18 protein-coding genes and 1 pseudogene are annotated in these 23,401 nt (G+C 69.5%); 16 read left to right on the top strand and 3 right to left on the bottom strand.

All coding sequences use genetic code 11. From position 1 onward, the window contains the following. Positions 1-21 precede the first annotated feature (21 nt). Positions 22-2,466, bottom strand: a complete 2,445-nt coding sequence (locus UK23_RS40000; protein WP_045317012.1) for a CHAT domain-containing protein — start codon at positions 2,464-2,466, stop codon at positions 22-24. A 67-nt stretch (positions 2,467-2,533) separates the two neighbouring features. Here UK23_RS40000 and UK23_RS39995 point away from each other — a divergent pair, with 67 nt between their 5' ends. From UK23_RS39995 to UK23_RS52240, 6 genes are all read left to right on the top strand, one after another. Further along, positions 2,534-3,736, top strand: coding sequence for a S8/S53 family peptidase (locus UK23_RS39995; RefSeq protein WP_045317011.1), 1,203 nt, complete (start codon positions 2,534-2,536; stop codon positions 3,734-3,736). Continuing rightward, the gene (locus UK23_RS39990) at positions 3,736-4,020 is read left to right on the top strand and encodes a hypothetical protein (RefSeq protein WP_045317010.1); all 285 of its coding nucleotides are present in this window, start codon (positions 3,736-3,738) and stop codon (positions 4,018-4,020) included. The genes UK23_RS39995 and UK23_RS39990 overlap by 1 nt, the downstream gene beginning before the upstream one ends. Then, positions 4,017-4,439 (top strand): hypothetical protein, encoded by a 423-nt coding sequence (locus UK23_RS39985; protein ID WP_052685456.1) that lies wholly within the window; start codon positions 4,017-4,019, stop codon positions 4,437-4,439. Before UK23_RS39990 ends, UK23_RS39985 begins: the two co-directional genes overlap by 4 nt. Then, positions 4,421-4,573 (top strand): hypothetical protein, encoded by a 153-nt coding sequence (locus UK23_RS52245; RefSeq protein ID WP_196778092.1) that lies wholly within the window; start codon positions 4,421-4,423, stop codon positions 4,571-4,573. The genes UK23_RS39985 and UK23_RS52245 overlap by 19 nt, the downstream gene beginning before the upstream one ends. Positions 4,574-4,708: 135 nt before the next feature. Further along, on the top strand, positions 4,709-7,798 hold the full coding sequence (locus tag UK23_RS39980; protein WP_045317009.1) for a M14 family metallopeptidase: 3,090 nt from the start codon (positions 4,709-4,711) through the stop codon (positions 7,796-7,798). A 104-nt stretch (positions 7,799-7,902) separates the two neighbouring features. Continuing rightward, positions 7,903-8,055 carry a hypothetical protein gene (locus UK23_RS52240; RefSeq protein ID WP_156213731.1) on the top strand — a complete coding sequence of 51 codons (153 nt, stop codon included), beginning with the start codon at positions 7,903-7,905 and terminating at the stop codon, positions 8,053-8,055. 59 nt (positions 8,056-8,114) lie between these two features. Here UK23_RS52240 and UK23_RS39975 read toward each other — a convergent pair whose 3' ends face one another. Continuing rightward, entirely contained in the window at positions 8,115-9,341 is a 1,227-nt protein-coding gene (locus UK23_RS39975; RefSeq protein ID WP_045317008.1) for an aspartate aminotransferase family protein, read from the bottom strand. 77 nt (positions 9,342-9,418) lie between these two features. Between UK23_RS39975 and UK23_RS39970 the strand changes: the two genes are divergently transcribed. The 8 genes and pseudogenes from UK23_RS39970 to UK23_RS39940 all read left to right on the top strand — a co-directional run bounded on the left by UK23_RS39970 (position 9,419) and on the right by UK23_RS39940 (position 18,143). Next, on the top strand, positions 9,419-10,273 hold the full coding sequence (locus tag UK23_RS39970) for a LysR family transcriptional regulator (protein WP_045317007.1): 855 nt from the start codon (positions 9,419-9,421) through the stop codon (positions 10,271-10,273). Then, complete coding sequence (locus UK23_RS39965) at positions 10,273-11,241, top strand: LacI family DNA-binding transcriptional regulator (RefSeq protein ID WP_045317006.1); 969 nt, start codon at positions 10,273-10,275, stop codon at positions 11,239-11,241. The genes UK23_RS39970 and UK23_RS39965 overlap by 1 nt, the downstream gene beginning before the upstream one ends. Before the next feature lie 108 nt (positions 11,242-11,349). Further along, positions 11,350-12,633, top strand: a complete 1,284-nt coding sequence (locus UK23_RS39960; protein ID WP_045317005.1) for an extracellular solute-binding protein — start codon at positions 11,350-11,352, stop codon at positions 12,631-12,633. Continuing rightward, positions 12,630-13,526, top strand: coding sequence for a carbohydrate ABC transporter permease (locus UK23_RS39955; RefSeq protein WP_196778091.1), 897 nt, complete (start codon positions 12,630-12,632; stop codon positions 13,524-13,526). Before UK23_RS39960 ends, UK23_RS39955 begins: the two co-directional genes overlap by 4 nt. Beyond that, positions 13,523-14,335: a carbohydrate ABC transporter permease gene (locus UK23_RS39950; protein WP_045317003.1), complete on the top strand. Its 813-nt coding sequence runs from the start codon at positions 13,523-13,525 to the stop codon at positions 14,333-14,335. Before UK23_RS39955 ends, UK23_RS39950 begins: the two co-directional genes overlap by 4 nt. A gap of 21 nt (positions 14,336-14,356) precedes the next feature. Next, positions 14,357-15,373: pseudogene (locus tag UK23_RS54290) on the top strand (sugar-binding domain-containing protein); the annotation flags it as partial. A 46-nt stretch (positions 15,374-15,419) separates the two neighbouring features. Beyond that, positions 15,420-17,078, top strand: coding sequence for a glycoside hydrolase family 2 TIM barrel-domain containing protein (locus UK23_RS54285; protein WP_330770554.1), 1,659 nt, complete (start codon positions 15,420-15,422; stop codon positions 17,076-17,078). Positions 17,079-17,141: 63 nt separating this feature from the next. Further along, positions 17,142-18,143 carry an LLM class flavin-dependent oxidoreductase gene (locus UK23_RS39940; protein WP_045317002.1) on the top strand — a complete coding sequence of 334 codons (1,002 nt, stop codon included), beginning with the start codon at positions 17,142-17,144 and terminating at the stop codon, positions 18,141-18,143. Here UK23_RS39940 and UK23_RS39935 read toward each other — a convergent pair. Then, positions 18,135-19,403 carry a lanthionine synthetase LanC family protein gene (locus UK23_RS39935; RefSeq protein ID WP_045317001.1) on the bottom strand — a complete coding sequence of 423 codons (1,269 nt, stop codon included), beginning with the start codon at positions 19,401-19,403 and terminating at the stop codon, positions 18,135-18,137. The two genes, UK23_RS39940 and UK23_RS39935, sit on opposite strands and share 9 nt — an antisense overlap. A 23-nt stretch (positions 19,404-19,426) precedes the next feature. Here UK23_RS39935 and UK23_RS39930 point away from each other — a divergent pair, with 23 nt between their 5' ends. Both UK23_RS39930 and UK23_RS39925 read left to right on the top strand, forming a co-directional pair. Continuing rightward, a complete protein-coding gene (locus UK23_RS39930; protein ID WP_156213730.1) occupies positions 19,427-20,293 on the top strand; it encodes a phosphotransferase family protein in 867 nt (288 codons plus the stop codon). A 36-nt stretch (positions 20,294-20,329) separates the two neighbouring features. Then, positions 20,330-23,332 carry a BTAD domain-containing putative transcriptional regulator gene (locus UK23_RS39925; RefSeq protein ID WP_231114891.1) on the top strand — a complete coding sequence of 1,001 codons (3,003 nt, stop codon included), beginning with the start codon at positions 20,330-20,332 and terminating at the stop codon, positions 23,330-23,332. Positions 23,333-23,401: the final 69 nt, after the last annotated feature.

Raw genomic sequence — 23,401 nt, 5'->3', positions numbered from 1 at the left:
TGCTGACCCGACAAAGCACTACTAGGCGCCGACGCAGACGAAACCGCTGGGCTGGCCCAGTTCCTGCTGGGCCTCGGCCAGCGCCTCCGCGGGCGTCCGGCCGTCGCGCAACCGCCGGTGCACCGCGACCATCAGCTCCTCGGTCTCGGCGTCCGGCACCGGCACGACCGGGGCGATCAGCTGCGAGGTGCCGCGTTCCAGGAACGTCGCGGCGAGCCCGAGGAGTTCGTTGCCGGACACCACGACCGAGCGGCCGGCGTCGCAGGCGGCCATGATCACGGTTTCCGGGACCTGGTCGAGGCGCTGGACGTCGTAGACCACGAGCGGGCCGTCGTGCAGGGACAGCGCGGAGAACAGCGGGTTGTCCGGGTTGAGCCGGCCGTGGGCCGCGAGGTGCACGGTGCTGGCCGTGTTCAGGGCTTTCAGGACGTCGTCGACGGTCGCGGACGCAGGGCTGGCGATCTGGTGGATCTCGGCCACGGCCGCAGCTTCCGCCGAGGCACCCGGCAGGCCCGGACCGCTCGCGACCGCGTAGGTGCGCGGGCGAGCAGGCCGGGAAGAGGCGGTGTGCCACAGGGTCGCCGACGGCGAGACCACGACCGGTTTGCCTTGGCACGACGGCAAAGTCGACCACGGGACGTCGTGCAGCACTCCGGTCGGCACCACGACCAGCGGCCGGTCGCACCCGGACAGGAGCAGCGAGTCGAGCTTCGACGCGGTGGAGCGGAGCAGCTCGGCGATCTCCGGGCGTGGCCGGTGAGCCAGGTGCCGCAACGCGAACGGCACCCGCGCCAGCAGATCGCCGATCTCGCCGACCGGACCGACCGTGCGCAGTTCCAGGCGGCCGTCGGCCAGCTGGTCCAATGAGGACGGTCGCACCGGGTCGGCGGGACCACCGGTGACAGCCCGCAGCTGGCGGCTGCGGTTCTTGATCTGCCGCTCCAGCTCGACCTGGCGATGCCGGAGCCGTGGACTGGGACTGCTCTCCAGTTCGAGAGCCGTGGCGCGCAACAAGGGCAGGAGCGAGGCCAGCTCAGGGTCGTCAGGCGGACGAACGGAGTGCTGCAGGAACCGGCTCGCACGCCCCCGTTCCGCCCACTCGAACACGTCCGCGGGCTTGCCGGAGCTCAACGCGACCCGAAGGCCCAGCGAGGCCAGGTCAGCACGATGCATCGCCGAGTGGGCGCGAAGATCGCTGGCGCCCAGCGAGGCGTGGTTCTCGTCGAGAACGCGAAGCCCTCGTCGCGCCGCGGCAGCAGCGGAGCGGGGGTTGGTGCGCTCCAGCAACAACGCTTGGGCGTACCAGCCGCGCGCCCGCAGCGTGGCCGGGCCACTCCCCCGCGCCCGGCTCGCGATGGCGAGGTGCTCGGCCGCGCGAGCCGGCTGTCTTCGGCGGCCTGCGACGGCGGCCAGGTCGAGGTGTGCCTGCACGACGGCGGCCGGGCGACCGTGCAGGGCGGCCACCATTCCCTCCGGATCGCTGATCCGGCACGGCTTTCCGGCACTCAACGCGGCACGGAGCACCGTCGCGCGGGCCAGCGCCGCGTGATGGTCACGCCCCTGTCGGATGAACTGGGCGAGAGCGGCGCGGGCGTGCTGACCGGCCGCGGCCGGGTCGGCGGCGAGCAGAGCGGCCTCGGCGAGCAGGAGCCGGGTCTCGGGGACCTTGAGCTGGCGGCCGTCGTCCCGGAACGCCGTGATCGCCTGCGCGGCGTGGTCGCGTGCTTCGCCGGCCAGCCCGACGGACATCAGCAGCTCGGCGCGGTCCAGCAGCACGGGTGCCAGCTGACCGCCGTGCTGGGCGATGATCTCCTCGGCCCTGTCCAGATGCGCCAGCGCGGCGGGGACGTCACCACGGCGGCCCTCCACGAAGCCGAGGTTCTCCGCGATGATGCCGACCACGAGGTGGCGGCCCAGCTCACGCGCCAGCCGGTCGGCTTCGAGCAGGTCCTTGGTGGCCGCCGCGAAGTTGTTGCGCTCCGCCTGCAGGACACCCCGGTTGAGCAGGACCCGCTGCAGGTGGAGCTGGTCGCCGCTGCGGCGGATGGCGCGCTCGGCGACCTGGTAGTCGGCGAACGCGTCGTCCAGCCTGCCCAGGTGGTAGAGGATCACGGCCCGTTGCCCCCGAGCACGCGCGTCCAGCGCCGGAACCGCCAGATCCAGCTCGCGCAGGGCTGACGCGGCACGACCCTGGTGCACGAGCGCGAACGCGAGCTTCATCCGGCTTTCCGCCGCCGCCTCGCCGGTGCCCAGCCGGACCGCGCGGCGCAGATGGGTGACAGCGAGGTCGACCTGCCCGGTCTGGGCCAGCGCGTGGCCCCACGCCTGCTCGGCCAGCGCCTGGGCCTCGGCATCACCCTGAGCTGCGGCGACGATCTGGGAGGCCAGCGGGATCGCCTTGACCGGGTCGACGTCGGCGAGGTGCATCGCCTCGCGCGCCGCGTGTAACGCCGATCCCGCCAGCATGATGACCAAGGTATCAACGCGACGCGCGGCGGCATCGGTTCAGCGGGAACTCACTCCGGAGGCTGACATGACCAGTGCAGAGGAAGCCAGTCAACTCGTCGTCGACACCACCCACCTCGACGCCGTGCAGCAGGTGCTCGACGAGCTCGCGATCACCAGCAAGCAAGCGGGCAGCGCACACGCGTTCGACCTGACCCTCCTCGCACTCACGTACGCCGACGGCGAGGAGGTCAGCGATCTCGACCCGGTGCTGACCGAGGTGCGCGCCCGGATCGGCGGGCGGTCCGGCGGCTGGATCCCGCTGCTCGGCAAGAACCGGGAGATGTCCAGCATGTTCGGCGCGTACCCGCAGACCTGCAGCCACGCGCTCTGGGATCCGGACCCGACCACCAAGCCGGACGGGTGGCTGACCGGCGACGACGGTCGCGGCGTGCGGATCGGACTGCTCGACACCGAGATCTTCGACCACCCGGACATCCCCGACCACGCCATCGAGGCGGTCGGCTTCGACAAGTTCGAGACCCAGGAAGCGACCGTCCCCTACTTCGAGGAAGGGCACGGCGTGTTCATGGCCGGGCTCATCCTGCAGCAGGCGCCCGGCGCCACTCTCGTCGCCAGGGCCGCGCTGAACGGCAGGGGCAAGGCCTCCGCGTGGTCCGTGGTCAAGAAGCTGGAGCAGTTCTACACGGACGAGCCGGACGAACGGGTGCAGCTGCTGGTCTTGGCCAGCGGGTGCCGCACCTACGACGGCAAGGCGCCGTTGATCATCGAGCGGGCGGTCGAACGGCTCAGCCGCCGCATCACCGTCGTGGCGGCCGCGGGCAACCACGGCGCGACGACGGCCATGACGTCCGACCTCGGCGTCACGCGCCACTCCCCCACCTGGCCGGCCGCGCTGCCCAGCGTCATCGCCGCCGGGCTGCCGACCCCGTTCACCGGATCGCCCTCGGCCGTGTCGTACGGCCAGGACTACAGCCCTGACCTCCCGTGGGTGACCTGCACGGTCGACCCTGGTCCGGCCGGTGAGTTCGTCAGCTCCTACCTCGCCGCTCCCGAGGTCGAACTCAAGACCGGCCGGATCGGGGCTTTTGAGTCGGGGTTCGTGTCGTGGCGGGGCACTTCCTGCGCCGCCGCCCAGCTCGGCGGAGTGATCGCGGCGAAGATGGCGAAGGACAAGACCGACGCCTGGACGGCGTTCCACGCCCTCACCGCCCCCGATGGCGATCCCGCCATCAGGCCGTACGAGTGGGAGTACCGGAAGGAGGAGTGATGCACCCAGCCGACCGTCTGACCGCACTGCGCGCGGCTGTGCTCGACGGGCCCGGTGTCACGGATCCCGGCCTCCGCGACGCCGCGGCCTCTGGCACCGCACCCGGCGTGTGGACCGGATACGTCAGGTCCGTGCGGGACACGTCCTACCGGGTGTCCGAAGAGGACATCACCGCGTTGAAAGCCGCCGGGTGCGGCGAGGAGGAGATCTTCGAGGTCACCGTCGCCGCGGCCGTGGGAGCCGCCCTCGACCGCCTCGAAGCGGGTCTGCGAGCACTCCGATGAGGCTGGACGTCCTGGAACGCGGCCACGGCCGGGCCGCGCGTGCGTTCCAGAAGGTCGTGGTCACGGTCATGGGGCACGAGGTGGACGACGTCGTCAAAACGGCGATGCACAGGCCTGGTTTCTTCGGCCGGCCGTTCTTCGACTACGGGCAGGAAGTGCTGCGCGGGCCGTCGTTCTGGACGGTGGCCGAGCGCGAGTACCTCGCCGCGGTGTCCTCGGGGCTCAACGAATGCCCGTTCTGCGTGTGCGTCCACACCGAGACCGCGAGGCTGGCGGGACATCACGACGTGCGGCCGGAACTGGCGGCGGTGATCACCTTCATCACCTTGCTGACCGCGGCGAGGTCACGCAGGCCGATGCCGCCGCGGTGCGGCAGGCCGGTGTGCCCGCGGACGCGCTCGTGGAGGCGTTGCACGTGAACGCGGTGTTCAACATCGTCAACCGGCTGGCCAACGCGTTCGGCTGGAGCTGGGACTCCGACGAGCACGTGCGCGCCGCGGCCAGGGTGATCCAGGGGACGCGCTATCGGTTGCCAGGACTCGTGTTGCGGTGACGGCGTGCGTCCGTCCAACCACGACATGCGACCGTTGGGCCGAACGTGTAGGGCCCAAAGGCTCATCAATGTAACGGCTGGTCGGCGTAGCGTCGTCGGGTCTTGCGTCGACCACGCACGCCCCGGAGGAACGCAATGAAGCGGTCCACGACTTTCCTGTCCGCACTGGCACTCGTCATCGGAGGCGCGGCGGCGTCACCCGCCCAAGCCGCCCCGCCGAGCGACCCTCTCGACGTCTACGTCGCCCAGGTGAGCCCGAAACAGGCGGGTGATCTGTCGAGACGAGGCCTGGACATCGCCGGCGCCAGAACGGCGGGCGACAAGGTCGAGGTCGAGCTCGTCCTCGACGCCGCCCAGCAGAAGGACCTGGCGAAACGCGGGATCGAGGCGAAGCTCAAGAAGACAAAGGACGGCAAGACCACCAGGCAGCTCGCCGCCGAGCAGGCCGCGTACGGATTCAACGTGTGGCGGTCCTACGACGAGACTGGCGGGATTCGCGACCAGCTGTACGCGTTGGCGCGCAACAACCCCAACCTCGTCAAGCTCGAAGTGCTCGGGAAGACCGGGCAGGGACGGGAGATCATCGCGCTCAAGGTCACGCAGGGCGCCAACGGGCAGCGCGACGGCAGCCGACCGGCGGTGCTCTACTCCTCCACGCAGCACGCGCGCGAGTGGATCAGCACCGAGGTGAACCGCAGGCTGCTCAACCACTACGTGAACCGCTTCAAGGCCAACGACAAGGAGATCAAGGACCTCCTCAAGAGCACCGAGCTCTGGTTCGTGCTCGTCGCCAACCCGGACGGCTACCAGTACACGTTCGACGTGGAACGGTTGTGGCGCAAGAACCTCCGCGACAACGACGGCAACGGCCAGATCACCGTCGGCGACGGCGTGGACCCGAACCGCAACTTCGACGAGCACTTCAACTACGACAACGAGGGTTCGTCGACCGCGACCGCGAGCGAGACCTACCGCGGCACCGGCGCGGCGTCCGAGCCGGAGACCAAGGCCATGCAGGGCCTGCTGAACCGGATCAAGCCGAAGTTCCAGACCAACTGGCACTCCGCCGCGCAGCAGATCCTCTACCCGCAGGGCTGGCAGACCGGGTCGCCCGAGGCCGACAACCCGATCTACGTCGCCATGGCAGGCACCGACGCCAAGCCCGCGATTCCCGGCTTCGACCCGGGAATCAGCTCCGACGAGCTGTACGTCACGAACGGCGAGACCACCGATTACGCCGACGCTCACGCCGGGACCGTGGCCTTCACGCCCGAGCTGAGCGAAGGCTGCGAGGGGTGTGGTTTCGTCTTCCCCGACGACGAGGCGCTCGTGGAGGCCGAGTTCCAGAAGACGCTGCCGTTCGCGTTGTCGCAGGCGATGTCGGCGCAGGACCCGGAGAACCCGAAGTCGTCGGTCGGCATCACGGTCGAGCCGTTCTACCTCGACCAGGCCGACATCGACCAGGAGAACGCGCCACTGTCCATGTTGGACTTCACGTTCGACGTCTCCTACGGCGACCCGCAGGAGGTCCGGGTGCTCGCGAAGAAGTCGCTCGGCGCCGTCACCGCGAAGTGGCAGATCGGCAACGGGCCGGTGCAGAGCGCGTCGACGTCCGAGTGGCAGGGTGGCGAGAAGTACGGCATCGGCAACGCGAACTACTACCACGTCGTGCGCGGCACGGTGACCGGGACGACCCCCGGCGACCAGGTCAAGGTGTGGTTCGAGGGCGGTGGTAAGACCAGCAGGTCGTTCACCTACCGCGCCGTCTCCGAGTCGCACGACCCGGTGCTCGTCCTGTCCGCCGAGGACTACACCGGCGCGTCGCCGAACCAGGGCGTGACCGCGCCGAAGTACGTGAACTACTACACCGACGCGCTCACCGCCAACGGCATCAGCAGCGACGTGTACGACGTGGATGCCAACGGGCGCAAGGCACCTGACGCACTCGGTGTGCTGAGCCACTACAAGGCCGTCATCTGGTACACCGGTGACGACGTGGTGACGCGCGAACCCGGTTGGGGCGCGGGCAACGCGTCGAGCCTGGCGCAGACCGAGCTGTTCGAGGTCCGCGACTACCTCAACGAGGGCGGCAAGGTGCTCTACACCGGCAAGTACGCCGGGCACCAGTACGCCGGCGGGCACGGTACGCAGCTCTACGACCCGTTCGAGAACAAGCAGTGCAGCACGCTCCCGGACGTCGACCTGCGGTGCCGCCCGCTGTCCGGTTCCGGCGACGGCGTGAACGACGTCATCGAGTACTGGTTCGGCGCGGCGATCATCAACGAGGGCACCGGCCAGGACGACAACGGCGACCCGTTCGGGGTCAACGGCGTCGCGAACCCGCTGACCGGCGTCTCGCTGACCCTCAACGGCACCGACAGCGCGCAGAACCAGGACCACACGGCGTCGTTCCTGACGACGAGCGGTCTGCTGCCGGTGAACCAGTACCCGCAGTTCCGCAGCGACATCGCCGCGGCCTGGGACCGCCCCGGTGGCCCGTTCGCACCGCACTTCGGCGACTACTACATGTACTCGCAGATCAGCGACGTGTCGTACAAGCGGCTGACGCGCACGATCACGGTTCCGGCCGGTGGCGCGCAGATGTCGTTCTGGACGTCGTACGACACCGAGCCCGCGTGGGACCACGTGTTCGTCGAAGCGCGCACCGCAGGTGGCACGAACTGGACGACGCTGCCCGACACCAACGGGCACACGACGACGGCGACTGGCGACAGCTGTCCGGAGGGGTGGCGCGACCTGCATCCGCAGCTCGACCACTACCAGACGCTCAACCCCGACGGCACGTGTTCGCCCACCGGCACAACGGGTGTGTGGAACGCGGCGTCCGGCGGATCCGGTGGCTGGCAGCAGTGGAACGTCGACCTGACCGCCTACGCGGGCAGCCAGGTCGAGGTGTCCATCGCCTACGCGAGCGACTGGGCGACGCAGGGGCTCGGTGTGTTCGTCGACGACGTCGTCGTGTCGACCGGTGAGGGATCCACGTCGTTCGAGTCCGGTTTGGACGGTTGGGCCGTCACCGGTCCGCCCGACGGCAGCGCGCCGAACGGCAACAACTTCACCCGCACCACGGCGGCCGGGTTCCCGGAGGGCGCCATCGTGAAGACCGCCGACACCCTGTACTTCGGGTTCGGCTTCGAGGGCATCACCGACGCGGCGATCCGCAACGACGTGATGGCCAGGTCGATGCAGTACTTGATGGGCTGACGCCGCTGCCATTTCGGTACGGGCGGCGCGGTGTCAGGACCGCGCCGCCCGTACCGCCTGCGCAGTATCCGGTGAAACCCCGTGAGCAGGCATAACATGGAGACATGGGTACCACCCTGGAACTGACCGACGAGGAGCTGGTGCTCCTCCGGCACGCGCTGCGCCACTACCTGTCGGACTTCGGTCACGAGGAAGCCGACATCCTGCGCAAGGCACGCGCGCTGCTCGCCAAACTGCCCGCGCCGGTCACCAAGTAACCGCGGGTCGCTCACCTCGCCGGGACCCGGCGAGCGATGACGCCTGGCCTGAACCCCGGTCAGGCGGCGCCGATCGCCTCGTCGAGGATGCTCAGCCCCAGGGCCAGTTCGTCCTCCGACGCGGTCAGCGGCGGCGCGATCCGGAACACCCCGCCCATCCCGGGGATCTGCACGATGTTCATGTGCAGCCCCAGCTCCAGGCACTTCTGGGTGATCGGCGCGCTCAGCGACTCGTCCGCGATCTCCAGCCCCACCAGCAACCCACGCCCGCGCACGTCCGACACCAGGTCGTGGCGCGCGGCGATGTCGTCCAACCCGTTGCGCAGGAACGTCCCGAGCTTGGCCGCCCGCTCGTCCAGCCGTTCCTCGACCAGCACGTCGAGCACGGTGTTGCCGACCGCGGCCACGAGTGGATCCGACACGTGCGTCGTGAAGAACAGGTAGTTCCTGGCGTGTGCCTCCTCCTCGATCTCGGCGGAGGTGATCACCGCGGCCAGCGGCAACCCGGCGCCCAAAGTCTTCGACAGCGTCAGGATGTCCGGCACCACCCCGTCGCGCTCGAACGCGTACCAGGTTCCGGTGCGGCACAACCCGGTCTGCGCCTCGTCGAAGATCAGCAGCATCCCGCGCTCGCGGCACTTCTGTCGCAGGGCGGCGAAGTAGCCCGGCGGCGGCTCGAGAATCCCACCGGAACTGAGGATCGGCTCCACGATGCACGCCGCCAGCGAGCCCACCGACTGCGCGTCGATCAGCTCGAACGCCAGATCCAGCTGCGCCTGCCAGTCGCCGGAGGGCGCCGGAATCGCGAAGTTGCCCGGAGTCGCCGGCCCGTATCCCTTGCGGCCCGCGGAGTAGGTCGCAGAAGCCGCCGCGGCCGTCATCCCGTGCCACGAACGGGCGAAAGCGACCACCTCGTGCTTGCCGGTCACGAGCTTGGCCATGCGCAGAGCGGCCTCGTTCGACTCGGCGCCGGTCGTCAGCAGCTGCACCTTCGAGAGCGTCGGGGGCAACGAGGAAGCGAGGCGGCGGGCCAGGTCCACGACCGGGCGCGAGAGCATGCCGCTGAACAGGTGGTCGAGGTTCGCGATCTGCCGCTGCACCGTCGAGACGATGCGCGGGTGCGAGTGGCCGAGGATCGCGCTCATCTGGCCGGACGTGAAGTCCAGGACGCGGCGGCCGTCCTCGGTGAACAGGAAACTCCCCGCCGCGCTGTCGATGATCTCGCGCGTGAACGTGCCGCCGTAGCGGACGAGGTGGCGGTCGACGTCGTCCCAGAAGGTGTCCATGTCCCCCAAGCTACGAGCGGCCGAGCATCAGGTCCATCTCACAATTCCACGCTCGCTGTTCGGTAATACTGAACAGCATGACGCTCAACCCGTGGCGGCTCAAACTGCTCAGCCAGCTCGACGCGCTGGGCACGGTCCGGGCGGTGGCGCAGGCCGCGAACCTCAGCGCGTCGAGCGTGTCGCAGCAGCTCGCGGTGCTCGAAAGCGAAACTCGTACCCAGCTGCTCGAACGCACCGGCAGGCGCGTCCGCCTGACCTCGGCCGGGCTGATCCTGGCCAGAAGAGCCCGCTCGATCCTCGACCAGATGGACGCCGTCGAGGCCGAGCTCAGAGGCCTCAACGAAGAGCCGTCCGGACGCGTGCGGCTGGGCGGGTTCCAGAGCTCGATCCACACCCTGGCCGTGCCCGCGATCCAGCACCTGAACCACCCGCACCTGGACGTCGAGATCGTCGAGCTGGAGCCGCATGCCAGCATGCCCGCGCTGCTGTCCGGCGAGGTCGACGTGATCATCACGACCACCGACTTCGTGGAGCTGCCGGTTCCGCCCGACATCGACGTCGTGCCGCTCGCGGAGGACCCGATCGTGCTCCTCAGCCCACCCGGCCAGCCGAAGGCGGAGCTGAAAGCCTGCAAGGACGAGCCGTGGGCGTTCGACATGCCCGGCTCGTACATGGCGAAGCTCGCGACGCGTCTGTGCCGCGAAGCGGGGTTCGAACCGAGGATCGTGAGCCGGTTCAGCAACTACATGCTGACGCTCCAGCACGTCGAGGCAGGTCTGGCCGTCGCGGTGCTGCCCGCGCTCGCGGTGGACCCGAGGTTCGACGTCGTCGCGAAAGAGTTGCCGGTGACCAGGAAGATCACCGCGGCCGTGCGGCGGGATTCGCGCGCCGCCATCACAGTCGTGCTCCACGCGCTGCATACTCCACAGTGATGTCACAGAGAATCACGATCAACGATGTCGCGAGCGCCGCCGGGGTGTCGCGGCAGACGGTGTCGAGGGCGCTCAACGACAAGGGCGAGATCGACGGCGACACCAAGCAGCGCGTGCTCGACGCGGCCAAGGAGCTCGGTTACCGGCCGAGCCGGTTCGCGCGAGGCCTGGTGCGCCCGGACACCACGTCGATCGGCCTGGTCATCCCCGACCTGCTCAACCCGTTCTTCACCGAGGTCGCCGCCGCCGCACTGGAAGCCGCGCGTGCGAAAGGCTGGCACGTCGTCGTCTACGACACGGCCGACAGCGTCGACGAGGAGCTCAGCACGCTGCAGGTCATCGGCTCGCAGGTCGACGCCGTGGTCGGCTACTTCAACCTCTCCGAGACCCAGCTCGACCAGCACACGCACGGCATCCCGGTGGTGCTGATCGGCCGCGAGCACCATGCCACGAGGTTCAGCTCGATCCGGATCGAGGGCGCCCAGGGCGTTCGGTCCGCCGTCGACCACCTCGTCGCCGCAGGCCACCGCCGCATCGGCATGCTCGACCACGCGCACGCGGAGCCCAGCGACAAGCACCAGTGGTTCTGCGACGCGATGAACGCGCACGGCCTCAGCCCGGACAAGGTCGCGGGTGCCGTGCAGTCGGTCGACGGTGGTGCGGACGCGCTCACCAGGCTGCTCAAGGCCCAGCCGGACGTGACGGCCATCTTCACCTTCAACGACATCATCGCGATCGGTGCGCTGCGGGCCGCCCGGCGGTCGGGCAGGGACCTGGCCGTGATCGGGTTCGACGGCCTGCAGCTCGGCACCGTGGTCGACCCGGCGCTGACGACCGTCGCGCTCGACACCCGCAAGATCGGCGCGCTCGCCGTCGAGCAGGCCGCGCGGCTGATGGCCGGCGACGAGCCACTATCGGGTGAGGACCTGGTCGTGCAGGCCGTCCTGCTCCTGCGCGAGTCCGCCTGACCTGCTATTTCAGTAACCGGGGGTTGACACTCTCACTCGATCGGCTCATGCTTCGCGCCACGCCGTGAACGTTCACGGGAGCGTTCACGGGCTCTCGGAGGGTCCCCGATGACGTTGACTCGACGCAGGTTCCTGACCGGCACGGCGGCAGTCGCCGCCACCGCGCTCGGCGCAGGGGCCTGTAGCAGCCCGACCACGGCCAACCCCGGCCGCATCACGCTCTGGTACGGCACGAACTCGGTGTCGGAGAAGCTGCTGGCGGAAGCGGTCGAGCGCTTCCCCGCGCAGAAGCTGACGCCGTCCAAGGTCAGCGGCGAACTGAACCAGCGGCTGCTCGCCGCGCTGTCCGGCGAGGCCTACCTGCCGGACATCACCCTGATCGGCGATGGCATCTCGACGTACTTCTCGGCCACCGACCGGTTCGCCGACCTCAACGCACTGGGCGCGCGTCAGGACGAACCGCGCTACCTGCCCTGGAAGTGGCAGGCGGGCCGCAGCCCGGACGGGTTCCAGCTCGGGTTCCCGATCGACATCGGGCCGGCCGCGCTCTACTACCGCGCCGACCTGTTCGGCGAGGCCGGCCTGCCCACCGATCCGCGGGCCGTCTCCTCCGCACTGTCCACATGGGACGACTACTTCGAGTTCGCCGAGCGGGTCAAGGACAAGCTGCCCGGCCGGTACCTGATCACCGACACGAAGATGGTGTTCACGTACTCGCTCGCGCAGGAGAAGCAGAAGTACCTGGACCGGCAGAACCGCTATCTCGCCGACCAGTCGCAGGTGCGCCGCGCCTGGGACCGCGCGGTCAAGGCGTTCCAGATGGGGCTCACCGCGGGGTACGCGGGTTCGGCGAGCGGTGAGGGCGTCGACCGGCTCGCCGCCTGGAACAACGGCAAGGAGGTCAGCTTCGTCAACGCCTCCTGGATCACCGGCAGCCTGAAGCAGTCCGCGCCGGGCACGTCCGGCAAGTGGCGGGTGTGCGGCGCGCCCGGCGGCTCCGGCAACCAGGGCGGGTCGTTCCTGGCGATCACGAAGTACTGCCCGGATCCGCAGGGCGCGTACGAGATCGTGAAGTGGTTGCTGTCGCCCGAGAACCAGGCGGCCGCCTACCAGGAGCTCGGCTTGTTCCCGTCGAGCCCCGCCGCGTTCGACGACCCGCGGGCGCTCGCGCCGGAGGAGTTCTTCGGCGGCCAGGTGACCATGGAGGTCTTCGCCGAGATCGCCTCCGGGGTGCAGGCCGTCTACTTCTCGCCGTACGACATCTCGATCAGCGACACCTACACCGACGAGCTCACGAACGTCGAGAGCGCGGGCAAGGACCCTGACCAGGCCTGGGAAGACGCGCAGACCGCGGTCGAACGGCTGCTGCGCCGGCAGGGGGTGCTCGCGTGAACCGCAGGTACCTGCCGCAGTACCTGGCGATCGCACCGTTCTTCGTGTTGTTCGCCGTGTTCGGCGTCTACCCGGTGCTGTACTCGCTGTGGCTGTCGCTGCAGCGGTGGAACGGCGTGAGCGAGATGAAGTTCGTGGGACTGGAGAACTTCCGGTTCCTGCTCACCGACACCGCGTTCTGGAACTCGATCGGCAACACCCTGATCATCTGGGTGATGTCGACGATCCCGATGCTGATCCTGTCGATGCTCGTGGCTCTCGGCCTGAACTCCGCGGTGCGCTACAAAGGCGCCCTGCGGATCGCCTACTTCCTGCCGAACGTCACGTCGATCGTCGCGATGTCGCTGGTGTTCGGGTCGTTCTTCTCCAACGAGTTCGGTGTGCTGAACTGGTTCCTCGGCCTCGTCGGCGTGGATCCCGTGCAGTGGCTCAGCGATCCGTGGGCGATCCGGGTGGCCATCTCGTTGATGATCATCTGGCGCTGGACGGGCTACAACGCGATCATCCTGCTGGCCGGTCTGCAGGCGTTGCCGAACGACGTGTTCGAGGCCGCGAAGCTCGACGGCGCCGGACCGGCGCAGACGTTCTTCCGCGTCACGCTCCCGTTGCTGCGCCCGGTGTTGCTGTTCTCGGTCGTGATGTCGGCGATCGGCGGGCTGCAGATCTTCACCGAGTCGCAGATCCTGCTCGGCAACCGCGGCGGCCCCGAGGGCGCGGGCATGACGATGGTCCTCTACTTCTACAACACCGCGTTCGCGGACAACGACTTCGGCTACGGCGCCGCCATCGCGTGGGGCATCTTCGTCGTGGTCGTGCTCTTCTCGATCCTCAACTGGCGGCTCGTGCAGCGCCCGCCCAAGCTGAGGTCACAGCTGAAGGGAGCGGGTGAGTGAACCGCGTCCTCACCTCAGCGGCGCTGGCGATCGGTGCGCTGATCACGCTGTTCCCCTACTACCAGCTCGCGGTGATGGCCTCGAACACCACCGCGGACATCTACTCGTCGCCGCCCACGTTCTGGTTCGGCGGGCACCTGTTCGAGAACATCGGCGAGGTGTTCGCGAAGATCGACTTCTTCGGCTCGGTGGTCAACACGCTGGTCGTGGCCGTCGTGACGACGTTGCTGGTGCTGTTCTTCGACTCGCTGGCCGCCTTCACGTTCGCCAAGTACGACTTCCCGGGCAGCAACGTGTTGTTCGGCCTCCTGCTGGCGACGTTCGTGGTGCCGACGCAGCTCGCGGCGATCCCGCAGTTCGACCTGATGGCGGCGTTCGGGTGGGTCGGCGACCTGAAGGCGCTGATCATCCCGGCGGCGGCCAACGCGTTCGGCATCTTCTGGATGCGCCAGTACGCCCGCGGTGCGATCCCGGACGAGCTGCTGGAGGCCGCACGGGCCGACGGCGCGGGCTTCTTCCGCACCTACTGGTCGATCGGCCTGCCGGTGCTGCGGCCCGCGCTCGCGTTCCTCGGGATATTCACCTTCATCAACGCGTGGAACGACTACCTGTGGCCGCTGGTCGTGCTGATCGACTCGAACCACGTGACGCTGCAGGTGGCGTTGTCACAGCTCAACGGTCTGTACCTGAAGAACTACGCCGTCGTGATGGCAGGGACGCTGGTGGCGATCGTGCCGCTGGTGATCGTGTTCCTGATCGGCGCGCGCCATTTCATCCGCAACATCGCCGCTGGTGCTTTGAAAGGCTGAGAGTTGTCGTACATCGAAGACATGGGTCCTGGCACGGGGTCGTTGCCGCCGCGCGCGTTCTTCACCTCGGACGCGGCGTCGTTGTCACTCGACGGGACCTGGGAGTTCCGGATGTCGCCGTCCGGTGACTGGGGCACCATCACCGTTCCCGGGCACTGGCAGCTGCAGGGTCACGGCGCGCCCGCCTACACCAACGTGGTGTACCCGTTCCCGGTCGAGCCGCCGTTCGTGCCGTCCGAGAACCCGACCGGCGACTACCGGCTCTCCTTCGACCTGCCCGCGGACTGGCCCGCCGACGAACCGGCCGTGCTGCGGTTCGACGGCATCGACTCGTGCGGCCGGATCTGGCTCAACGGCACCGAGCTCGGCGTCACCCGGGGCAGTCGGCTGCCTTCCGAGTTCGAGGTCGGTCATATGCTGCGGCCGAGCGGGAACGTGCTGTCCGTGCTCGTGCACCAGTGGTCGGCCGGCAGCTACCTCGAAGACCAGGACATGTGGTGGATGTCCGGCATCTTCCGCAGCGTGTCCCTGCTGTCCCGCCCGCGCGGCGGCGTCGCCGACTACCACCTGCGGGCCTCCTACGACCACGTGTCCGGGCTCGGCACGCTGTCGGTCGACGGTGCGCTGGTCACCGTGCCGGAGCTGGGCATCGAGAACGCGCGGTCCGCTTCGGCGCCGGTCGAGCCGTGGAGCGCCGAAAGCCCCCGGCTGTACGACGGTTTCGTGCACACCGACGCCGAACGGGTGCCGGTGAGGATCGGGTTCCGGACGGTCGTGATCGAGGACGGCGTGATCCTGATCAACGGCTCGCGCGTGGTGTTCCGCGGGGTGAACCGGCATGAGCACCACCCGCGGTTCGGCCGCGCGGTGCCTCGTGAGGTCATGCTCGCCGACGTGCTGTTGATGAAGCGGCACAACGTCAACGCCGTCCGCACCAGCCACTACCCGCCGGACCCGTACTTCCTGTCGTTGTGCGACGAGTACGGCCTGTGGGTGATCGACGAGTGCGACCTGGAGACGCACGGCTTCGGCGAGCTGGGCTGGGCCGGCAACCCGAGCGACGACCCGCGCTGGGCGGAGTCCTATGTGGACCGCCTGCGATGTGGACCGCCTGCGCCGGATGGTGGAACGCGACAAGAACCACCCGTCGATCGTGATGTGGTCGCTGGGCAACGAGTCCCACACCGGCCGCAACCTGGCCGCGATGGCGGCCTGGACGCGCGACCGCGACCCGTCGCGTCCGGTGCACTACGAAGGCGACCACGCCTGCGAGTACGTCGACGTCTACAGCCGCATGTACGCCTCTCACGCCGAGGTCGAGCAGATCGGCCGCGAACGGACGCACGGAATTCCGTTCGTGCTGTGCGAGTTCGCGCACGCCATGGGCAACGGGCCGGGCGGGATGCTCGAGTACCGCGAGCTGTTCGAGCGGTACCGGACCGTGCAGGGCGGGTTCATCTGGGAGTGGATCGACCACGGGCTGGAGGTCGACGGCCACTACGCGTACGGCGGTGACTTCGGCGAGACGATCCACGACGGCAACTTCGTGATCGACGGGCTGGTGTTCCCGGACCGCACGCCGTCGCCGGGCCTGCTGGAGTTCGCGAAGGTGTTCGAGCCGGTGCGGATCACCGGAACGGCCGGCGGGATCCGCGTCGAGAGCTTCTACGACCACGTGCCGCTGGAGCACTTGAGGTTCGAGTGGGTGTACGAGGTCGACGGGGTCGAGGTTGCCGCGGGTTCGCTGGCGGTGCCTCCGGTTCCCGCCGGTGAGCACGCCGATCTGCCCGTACCTGAAGTACCTGCGGCTGAGGGTGAGGGCTGGCTGACCGTCCGAGCCCGTCTGGCGAACCCCACGAGCTGGGCTGATGCCGGTCACGTCATCGCCTGGGGCCAGATCGCCGTCGCCGAGCCCGAGCCCGTCTCCCCCATCGGCGGAGTCGAGCTCGTCGGCGTCGGCGACGTCCTCTGGCTCGGCCCCGGCGAGTTCGACACCGCCACCGGCCTGCTGACCCGGCTCGGCGACCACCCCGTCGACGGCCCCCGCCTGGACCTGTGGCGTGCCCCCACCGACAACGACCGCGGCTCCGACAACCCCGAGGAGAAAGCCTGGCGCGACGCGGGCCTGCACCGCCTGCAGCACCGCGTGATCGAGGTCGGCGTGCAGGAGACAGCCCTGGTCGTCCGCACCCGCGTGGCGCCGCCGAGCCGCGGTTTCGGCATGTTCGCCGACTACCGCTGGACCGCGGACGGCGACCGGCTCCGGCTGCAGCTGAGCGTCACGCCTGACGGCGAGTGGCCGTGCACGCTCCCCCGCCTCGGCCTCCGCATGGCGCTCCAGGCAGACACCGTCGAATGGTTCGGCGCGGGTCCTGGCGAGGCCTACGCGGACAGCCGCCAGTCCGTCCGCATCGGGCAGTTCCAGTCCACTGTGGACGCGTTGCAGACGCCGTACGTCTTCCCGCAGGAGAACGGCAACCGGACCGACACGCGCCGGCTGCGGCTCGGCGGCGTCCAGATCAGCGGCGAGCCGGTGTTCGACTTCACCGCCCGCCGCTGGACCAGCGAGGACCTGGACGCGGCTCGGCACACCAACGAGCTCGAGCCGCGCGACCGCGTCTACCTGAACCTCGACCTCGCCCAGCACGGCCTCGGCACCGCGTCGTGCGGGCCGGGCGTGCTGCCCCAGTACCGGCTGCACGCCCAGAAGGCGAGTTTCGCGATCACGTTCCAGACCCTCTGATTCCAGCATGTGGAACTAGTTGAAGCGTCACCTAAACTCGGAAGGAGACATCGAGGAGGAGCCGTGCCGCGCAAGTCAGAGCCGTTGCGGAAGCTGGGTTTTCTCACCATCGGGCTGTTCGACGAGCACGACCCCGGCGCGGGCCACCGGTCCACGCTGGAGATCATCGAACTCGGCGAGCAGCTCGGGTTCGACAGCGCCTGGGTGCGGCACCGGCACCTGCAGTTCGGCATCTCCTCGCCCGTAGCGTTGCTCGCCGCGGCCTCCCAGCGCACCAGCCGGATCAGCCTCGGCACCGCCGTGATCCCGCTGGGCTGGGAGAACCCGCTGCGGCTCGCGGAGGACCTGGCGACGGTCGACGTCCTGTCCGGCGGCCGGCTGAATCCGGGCGTGAGCGTCGGGCCGCCGATGTACTACGACGACGTCAAGCACGCGCTGTACCCGCAGACCGCCGACGTCGAGGACTTCGGCTACGACCGGCTGCAGCGGCTGCTGGACTTCATCCAAGGCGAGAAGGTCACGGAGTTCAGCGGCACCAGGGGCATCGAGCAGTTCTCCGACCACGTGCAGCCGCATTCGGCCGGCCTGCGCGAACGGATGTGGTACGGCGGCGGGAGCCTGCGGTCGGCGAAGTGGGCGGGCTCGCACGGCCTGAACCTGTTGTGCAGCAACGTGGTCCAGGCCGAGGAGTCCGAGGACTTCGCGGAGATCCAGCTGTCGCACATCAGGACGTTCCGCGAGAACGGCGGCGGCCGGGTCTCCCAGGGGCTCGTGGTGATCCCGACCGACTCGGCCACGCCGGAGCAGCGCGCGAAGTACCAGGACTACGTGGACCAGCGCACGGAACGCACTCTCACACCGTTCGGGCCGCGCCGCTTCATGTTCGCGCGCGACCTGATCGGCACGTCCGCCCAGATCGCCGAGCAGCTGTACGCGCACCTCGCCTTCCAGGAGGTCGACGAGGTGGCGTTCGCGCTGCCGTTCAGCTTCGAGCACGAGGACTACGTGCAGATCCTCACCGACATCGCCACGAAGCTGGGTCCGGAACTCGGCTGGTCAGCGTAGAGCCCACCAGGTGTCCATGCGCGGCACGGCGGTCGTGTCACCTTCAGCGACGCGGCCGGCGTGGAACAGGAACCCGGCGATGCCCGCCGCGCCCTGCATCCAGCCGAGGCCGGCGGGCAGCAGCGGGTCGTCGTTCTTGTGCTCGATGAACCGCCAGCACACGCCCGATCCGTCCGGAATCGCCCGTTCCACCACCACGTCGGCGAGGTGCAGCGCGAAGTCCGTGTGCTCGCCCGCGTCGAGCAGCCGGTCGCCCACACCCGCGGTGCCGCAGCAGCGTCCGTCGTTGTCCCAGAAGCCCGGATAGCGGCGTTCGGGCAGGCCGGAGACACGGATGCTGTGCAGGCCTCGGCTGTGCCAGTCCATCACCGGCGTGCCCGCGACCTCGGCGACACCCGCGCGTTTCAGGGCGGGCCACAGCAGTGAGGTGCCGGTCGGGCCGTGGCACCAGCCGTAGCTGAACCGCTCCATGTCCTCCAGCAGCGGAATGCGCAGCTGCACCCGGAAGCCGCCGTCGCTGGTGTCGCCCAGCGCCACGAGGTGTTCGGCGCCCGCGGTCGCCGCCTCGACGAGGTCCGGACGGGCGAACTCGGCACCGGCCAGGGCGAGTGCGGTCGCGATGCCGGAGAGGCCGTGCGAGAAGTTCGGGATCTCCCGTTGCACCACGGCCATGCGCACCGGCACCATCCGCCAGTTGAGGCCCGTTGGTGTCTCTTCGCGTTCGGCCAGCAGGATCTCGGCGGCCACGGCGGCCAACTGCTCCGCGCGCTCCACGCCGTGCCGGTGCGCGTACACCGCGGCCAGCAGCACGCCCGCGGTCCCCAGCGTCAGGTCGAGAGCCCTGGCACCGTCCACGAAGCGCGGCGGGCTGAAGTACTCGTGCGCCCAGCCGTCCGGGGTGGACAGTTCGAGCAGGCGGGCGACGGCGGCGCCGGAGCCGGGCGCGTCCAGCGCGGTCAGCACACCGATCGCGCTGACCAGGCCGCTGAAGAACATGTAGTCGGTCGCCGTGCCGATGCCCGCGCGGATCTGCTCGGCGATGGCGTCCGCGAGGTGTTGTTCCTCGTCGGTCCACGCGCGGCACAGCCGGATCTCCGCCAGCACGTGGGCCAGGCCGCCGACGCCCCTGTACATGCTGTCGCGGTCGTCGAGATCGAGCTCTTCGCCCACCGACGGCGGCATCCACACCCCGTCGTCGTGGTGGACCTGATCCAGTACCCACCGCCAGGCTGCCTCGGCGGTCCCCCAGTACGTGTTCATCGTTCGATCATTACATTGCCGTTGTGACGGTGGAGCTGATTCTGGCCCAGGCAGACCTGACCGAGTTCACCGTGCGCCCGTTGGGTGGCGGCACGTACAACGAGGTGTTCCGGGTGACCTCGCCCGAGGGCGACTTCGTGCTCAAGGTCTCGCCGTCCGGCCGGCCAGGACTCACCTACGAACGCAATCTCATGCGCACCGAGGCGTTGTTCTGCAGGCTGGGGCACGCGGTCGCGCCCGTGCCGGAGGTCGTGCACACCGACTTCTCCCGCGCTCTGGTGAACAGCGACGCGTTGCTCACGACGTGGCTGCCCGGCCGGCCCCTGTTCGGCCGCGAGGACGTCGACCGGCCGCTCGTCCGTCGTCAGCTGGGCCAGGCCGTGGCGGCGTTGCACGAGGTCACCGGGCCCGGCTTCGGCTACCCGCAGCTCGGCCTGCACACAACGTGGACCGCCGCGTTCCTCGCGATGTTCGACGCCGTGAAGGCCGACGCTCGGCGATACGGCGTCGAACTGCCGGGCATCCCACTGGACCCGGCCGTGTTCGACGAGGTCAAGCGGCCTGCGCTGGTGCACTTCGACCTCTGGGACGGCAACATCCTCACCGACACCGGACTGACCGGGCTCGTGGACGGCGAGCGGGCCTTCTGGGGTGATCCGGTCGCCGAGTTCGTGTCGCTCGCCCTGTTCCGGACGATCGAGGACGACGAGGACTTCCTGACGAGCTACGGCTTCGAGTTCACCGACTCCGCCCGCGTCCGGCTCGCCGCCTACCAGGCGTACCTGTACTCGATCATGCTGGTGGAACGGGTGCCGCGCGGCAGCACCGACCAGGCGATGGAGTCCCTTATCACCAACGCGCTCACGCGTGCACTGGACGTTCTCGCCTGATCGCCGCTCGTGATCTGGAAAGCTGGACGTGTGCGCGTGGGATTGCTGGGCCCGACGACGGTCGAGGCCGACGACGGCACACCGGTCGACATCGGTGGTGCCCGTGTCCGCATGCTCCTGGCCCGTCTCGCGCTCGACCCCGGCCGTCCCGTCGCGACCACCACGCTGATCGACGACCTGTGGGGCGGGCAACCGCCCGCGGACGCGTCGAACGCCCTGCAGTCGCTCGTCTCGCGGCTGCGCAAGGTCTGCCCGGACGTGACGCTGGAGCCCGGCGGCTACCGGCTCGCGATCGCCCAGGACGACGTGGACGTCTTCCGGTTCGAACGGCTGCGCGCGGCCGGACGGCTCGACGAGGCGCTCGGGTTGTGGCGCGGCGAGGCGCTGGCCGACGTGCGGGAGGCGCCGTTCGCGGCACCAGCGGCCGTGCGGCTGGACGAAGCCCGGCTGGCCGCTGAGGAAGAGCGCTTCCAGACCGGCGATCTCGACGTCGCCGCCCTGACCGCGATGCACGAGAAGCACCCGTTGCGGGAACGCCTGGCCGGGTTGCTGATGCGGGCGTTGTGCGCGCAGGGCAGGCAGTCCGACGCGCTGCGGGTCTACGAGGAGGTCCGCGGCAGGCTCGCCGACGAGCTGGGCGTCGACCCGTCGCAGGAGCTGCAGGACGTTCACCTGGCGGCTCTGCGCGGTGAGCTCAAGCCGCGCACCGCGGTCGACCGGTTGCCGGTGCGGCTCACCAGTTTCGTCGGCCGCGACGACGAGCTCGCGCAGATCCACGACCAGCTCGACAGCGCACGACTGGTGACGCTCGTCGGGCCGGGCGGTGCGGGCAAGACGCGCCTGGCCACCGAGACCGCGGCACGGCATCCGTTGCACGCCAAGGGCCGCGTGTGGTTCGCGGCGCTGGCCGGGGTGCGGGCGCAGGAGGACCTCGCGGGCGCGGTGCTCGGTGCGTTCGACCTGACGTTCGGCGGAGATCCGTTGCGCCGCCGGTCCGAGGGCATGGAGCGGATCGCCGAGGTGCTGGGTGCCGGCGAGTCGTTGCTGGTGCTGGACAACTGCGAACACCTGATCACGGCGGCCGCGGAGTTCACCGGCGAGCTGCTGCGGCGGGTGCCGAACCTGCGGGTGCTCGCGACCAGCCGGGAACCGCTGGCGATCGACGGCGAGTCGTTGTGCCCGGTCGGTCCGCTCGCCGGCTCCGGCGCGGTGAAGCTGTTCCTGGACCGGGCGAGCGCGGTGAAGCCGGGGTTCCAGCTCGACGAGTCCACTGTGGACGACGTGGAGCAGATCTGCCGCAGGCTCGACGGCATGCCGCTGGCGCTGGAGCTGGCGGCGGCCCGGCTCAGGTCGATGACGGTCCGGCAGATCACCCAGCGGCTCGGCGACAGGTTCCGGCTGCTGACCTCGGGCAGCCGCACCGCACTCCCCCGCCAGCGCACGCTGAGAGCGGTCGTGGAGTGGAGCTGGGACCTGCTGACCCCCGAGGAACTGCAGCTCGCCCGCCGGCTGTCGGTGTTCCCGGCCGGAGCGGACCTCGCCGCGATCGAGCACGTCTGCCACGACGACGCGTTGTACGTGCTCACGTCGTTGGTCGAGAAGTCCATTGTGGACGTTTACGAGCTGGAAGGTGAGCCGCGGTACCGGATGCTGGAGACGATCCGGGTCTACGCGGACGAACAGCTCGAGGCATCCGGCGAGAAGCGCGAGATCGTCGACCGGTTCCGCCGCTACTACCGGGACGTGACCGAGACGTGGGAACCACTGACCCGCACCGCCCGCCAGATCGAGGCGATCTCGATGTACGAGGCGGAGCAGGACAACATCGTGGCGGCCATGCGCGGGGCGATCGACGACGGTGAGGTCGGCCTGGCGGCGGACCTGCTCAGCGGTACCTTCTGGTACTGGCTGGTCAAGGGCGACAACGAACGCGCGGAGTCCTCGGTGCGCGAAGTGCTGGCACTCGGCGACGCGCTGCCGGAGGACCTGTACGCCTCGTTCCGCGCGATGCAGCTGATCATGGCCGCGATTCCCGGGCTGCCCGACACGGCCGAGGCCGCGACGGTGATCAACGACTGCGTGCGCACCGGTGCGACCCAGAAGTACCCGGCACTCGCGATCGCGTTGCCGATGCTGGCGTTCCTCAGCCAGAACCGCGAGCTGGCGACTCAGGAGGTCGCGCGGGCGGCGGCGAGCGAGGACGCGTGGGCACGGGCGGCGGCGTCCTGGGCGTTGAGCTTCATGCTGGTCGACAACGGCGACCTGGACGGCGCCGAAGTGGCCCGCGACCGCGCGTACGACCAGTTCGTGGCCGTCGGCGACCGGTGGGGCGCGGCGATGACGCTCGGCATGAAGGCCGCGTTCATCTCGCACACGGGCGACAACGAGGCCGCGATCGCGTTGTACCGCAAGGGTCTCGACGTGGCGCTGGAGCTGCGGTCGCAGGACGACGCGATTCAGCAGCGGTGGCGGCTCGCGGTCGAGTACGCCCGGTTCGGCGACCACGAGTCGGCCGCGCGCGAGGTCGCCGAGGCCGAGAAGTTCGCGCAGGCCATCGGCAACGACCAGATGGCCGTCATGACCGGCTACGCGCGGGCGGAGGTCGTGCTGCGCGCGGGCAGGGTCGCGGAGGCGAGCCGGTTGAGCGCCGGCTTCAAGGAGATGGCCGCGGTCTCACCGGTGCTGAACGGGTTCGTCACGGAGTGGGGCGCGATGCTCGACGGGCGGATCGCGATCGCCGAGGGCAGGCCGGACGACGCCGAGCCGTGCGTCGCGGTGGCCGTGCGGACGACGTCGGAACGCGGCGACATGCCGGATCTGGCGGGCGTGACGGAGCTGCTCGCGCTCGTGCGGCACGCGCAGGGCCGTGACGACAAGGCTCTACGGTTGCTGGGGCTCGCGCAGATGATCCGCGGACGGATCGATCTGGGCGACCCGGACGTCCGGCGGCTCGCGGGGATCCTGGGCATGCCTGAGCGCCTCGGCATCACGAAAGCCGAGGCGCTGCAGGAGATTCGTGCGGAAGCGGGCGCTCTCTAGACCCGCCCGCGGTTGCTGTGTTGACGTCTGCAAGTACCACCAACTCTTGATCAAACCGCCCGTAACCAC

It is taken from the genome of Lentzea aerocolonigenes (assembly GCF_000955955.1).
GTDB lineage: Bacteria > Actinomycetota > Actinomycetes > Mycobacteriales > Pseudonocardiaceae > Lentzea > Lentzea aerocolonigenes_A.
Note: the sequence above shows the minus strand (reverse complement) of the source record. Positions and strands in the feature narration are given on the sequence as shown.

Bases quoted from the DNA above. Each gene is read 5' to 3' on its own strand.
- UK23_RS39985 (WP_052685456.1), top strand. From the start codon at position 4,017: ATGAGGCTGGACGTCCTGGAACGCGGCCACGGCCGGGCCGCGCGTGCG.
- UK23_RS39990 (WP_045317010.1), top strand. From the start codon at position 3,736: ATGCACCCAGCCGACCGTCTGACCGCACTGCGCGCGGCTGTGCTCGAC.
- UK23_RS39960 (WP_045317005.1), top strand. From the start codon at position 11,350: ATGACGTTGACTCGACGCAGGTTCCTGACCGGCACGGCGGCAGTCGCC.
- UK23_RS39935 (WP_045317001.1), bottom strand. From the start codon at position 19,403: ATGAACACGTACTGGGGGACCGCCGAGGCAGCCTGGCGGTGGGTACTG.
- UK23_RS54285 (WP_330770554.1), top strand. From the start codon at position 15,420: ATGTGGACCGCCTGCGATGTGGACCGCCTGCGCCGGATGGTGGAACGC.
- UK23_RS39995 (WP_045317011.1), top strand. From the start codon at position 2,534: ATGACCAGTGCAGAGGAAGCCAGTCAACTCGTCGTCGACACCACCCAC.
- UK23_RS52240 (WP_156213731.1), top strand. From the start codon at position 7,903: ATGGGTACCACCCTGGAACTGACCGACGAGGAGCTGGTGCTCCTCCGG.
- UK23_RS39965 (WP_045317006.1), top strand. From the start codon at position 10,273: ATGTCACAGAGAATCACGATCAACGATGTCGCGAGCGCCGCCGGGGTG.
- UK23_RS39970 (WP_045317007.1), top strand. From the start codon at position 9,419: ATGACGCTCAACCCGTGGCGGCTCAAACTGCTCAGCCAGCTCGACGCG.
- UK23_RS39980 (WP_045317009.1), top strand. From the start codon at position 4,709: ATGAAGCGGTCCACGACTTTCCTGTCCGCACTGGCACTCGTCATCGGA.
- UK23_RS40000 (WP_045317012.1), bottom strand. From the start codon at position 2,466: ATGCTGGCGGGATCGGCGTTACACGCGGCGCGCGAGGCGATGCACCTC.
- UK23_RS39975 (WP_045317008.1), bottom strand. From the start codon at position 9,341: ATGGACACCTTCTGGGACGACGTCGACCGCCACCTCGTCCGCTACGGC.